At 40.9% G+C, this 2,358-nt stretch carries 4 protein-coding genes and 1 pseudogene; all 5 read left to right on the forward strand.

The annotated features are described in order from the left end of the window. Nucleotides 1-154: pseudogene (locus tag SORDD15_RS09860) on the forward strand (SAM-dependent methyltransferase); the annotation flags it as partial. Continuing rightward, nucleotides 144-428: a GIY-YIG nuclease family protein gene (locus SORDD15_RS00975; protein ID WP_061413581.1), complete on the forward strand. Its 285-nt coding sequence runs from the start codon at nt 144-146 to the stop codon at nt 426-428. The pseudogene SORDD15_RS09860 and the gene SORDD15_RS00975, both read left to right, overlap by 11 nt. A gap of 85 nt (nt 429-513) precedes the next feature. Then, nucleotides 514-1,449, forward strand: coding sequence for a manganese-dependent inorganic pyrophosphatase (locus tag SORDD15_RS00980; RefSeq protein ID WP_000036036.1), 936 nt, complete (start codon nt 514-516; stop codon nt 1,447-1,449). 53 nt (nt 1,450-1,502) lie between these two features. Further along, nucleotides 1,503-1,829, forward strand: coding sequence for a DUF2568 domain-containing protein (locus tag SORDD15_RS00985; protein WP_061413583.1), 327 nt, complete (start codon nt 1,503-1,505; stop codon nt 1,827-1,829). 122 nt (nt 1,830-1,951) lie between these two features. After that, a partial coding sequence (locus SORDD15_RS00990; protein ID WP_231097605.1) for a YiiX/YebB-like N1pC/P60 family cysteine hydrolase occupies nt 1,952-2,358 on the forward strand: 407 nt, incomplete at its 3' end.

Below are 2,358 nucleotides of genomic sequence, written 5' to 3' on the forward strand. Positions count from 1 at the left end.
CTATCCGAAACGTGAGAAGGAGGCCAATATGCTCTTAATCGAAGCTATCAAGGATGGATCGACCAGTGGCTTCAAGGTCTTACCACCACTCATTGTTCATAATGATGATGGTTCCTATACACCAGAAATTCAAGAGATTTACTATGGATCATAAGGCCTATATGTATGTGGTGGAGTGTCGCGACGGTTCTTATTATACGGGCTATACAACGGATGTGAAGAGGCGCCTTGCCGTTCATAATAGTGGTAAGGGAGCCAAGTATACCCGAGCTCGCTTGCCAGTCAAACTTATCTATGTAGAGGGGTTTGCCAGTAAGGAAGAAGCCATGTCGGCAGAAGCCCTGCTCAAGCGTAAGAAGAGACCGCAGAAGGAAATATTTTTATCTGAAAATCAAGAGAAAAATCTAGTCAACCATATTGATGTCTAACGAGGAGTCTTTTGACTCCTCTTACTTTTGTCAAAAGAGGAAAAAAGTGCTACAATAAGATGAATAAATTTAAAGAGGTATTATCATGTCTAAGATTCTAGTGTTTGGTCACCAAAACCCTGACTCAGATGCCATCGGGTCATCTGTAGCCTTTGCCTATCTGGCAAAAGAAGCTTATGGATTGGATACAGAAGCGGTGGCTCTTGGAACTCCTAATGAAGAAACAGCCTTCGTTTTGAACTATTTTGGTGTAGAAGCACCACGCGTCATTACATCTGCTAAAGCAGAAGGTGCAGAACAAGTCATCTTGACTGACCACAATGAATTCCAACAATCAGTGTCAGATATCGCTGAAGTAGAAGTATACGGAGTAGTGGATCACCACCGTGTGGCTAACTTTGAAACTGCAAGTCCACTCTACATGCGTTTGGAGCCAGTTGGATCAGCGTCTTCTATCGTTTACCGCATGTTCAAAGAACATGGTGTAGCAGTTCCTAAAGAAATCGCAGGTTTGATGCTTTCAGGTTTGATTTCAGATACTCTTCTTTTGAAATCTCCAACAACTCACCCATCTGACAAAGTTATTGCTCCTGAATTGGCAGAATTAGCAGGGGTGAACTTGGAAGAGTACGGTCTTGCTATGCTGAAAGCTGGTACAAACTTGGCTAGTAAATCTGCTGAAGAATTGATTGATATCGATGCTAAGACTTTTGAACTCAACGGAAATAAGGTTCGTGTTGCCCAAGTGAACACAGTTGATATTGCTGAAGTCTTGGAACGCCAAGCTGAAATCGAAGCAGCAATGCAAGCAGCTAATGCAGCAAACGGCTACTCTGACTTTGTCTTGATGATTACAGACATCGTCAACTCAAACTCTGAAATTTTGGCTCTTGGATCAAACATGGACAAGGTGGAAGCAGCTTTCAACTTCAAACTTGAAAACAACCACGCTTTCCTTCCAGGTGCTGTTTCACGTAAGAAACAAGTGGTGCCTCAGTTGACTGAAAGCTTTAATGGGTAATTCTTAAGGAATATTTGGAACTGTTAATTTGACTATTTATAGAAGGTGATAGCATGATGCGATTGATTGGAGGACTGCGCTTTTTGGTTGAGGTTGTGGCAATCCTTGGTCTTTTCTCCGTGTCTGTAATACAAATTTCTTGGCTGGAAAAATTCCTATTTTTTCTTCTAGCAGTTCTATTAATCCTATTTTGGGCGCGATATATGGCACCAAAATCTCCATATGCTTTTAAAAAATGGCAACGCCTCGTTGCTGAGATATCGATTTTTATTTTAGTTAGTGGTAGTTTTTGGTATTTGTATGGATTGCAAATAGGAATCCTCTACTTAGCTCTGTCTTTTGGAAGTTTGCTTCTACTTTATTACTTTCAGCTAGAGTGATTCTTATAATATAGTTAATGAATTATTTTAATGGTAATCATTTGACTAGAGATTGACACGAGAAAACGATGTTTTCCTTATAGCTAAAGGGGTTTCGGCTCCTTTTTTTCTAGGAGAGAAAGATGTTAGAAAATGGTGATTTGATTTTTGTGAAGGACCTTTCAGATATGGGGCAGGCCATCCAGGTTTCTACTGGGAACTATAGTCATGTAGCCATCTTTTTGGACGGTTTCATCTACCATGCTAGTGGGCAAGCAGGGGTCATTTGTCAAGAACCAGCTGAATTTTTTGACCCAACTCATCTCTACGATCTTTATGTCTATCCAGAGCTGGAAGCTGACTTGGTGAAGGAGAGAGCTAGCAAACATTTAGGTGCACCCTATAATGCCTCTTTTTATCCGGATGGGAATGGCTTTTATTGCTCCCAGTATATCGCTGAAATCCTACCGATTTTTGAAACTATTCCCATGAAATTTGGTGATGGGGAGCAGGAGATTAGTGATTTTTGGAGGGAATATTACAGGGAACT

The organism is Streptococcus oralis, from assembly GCF_001578935.1.
Classification (GTDB): domain Bacteria; phylum Bacillota; class Bacilli; order Lactobacillales; family Streptococcaceae; genus Streptococcus; species Streptococcus oralis_R.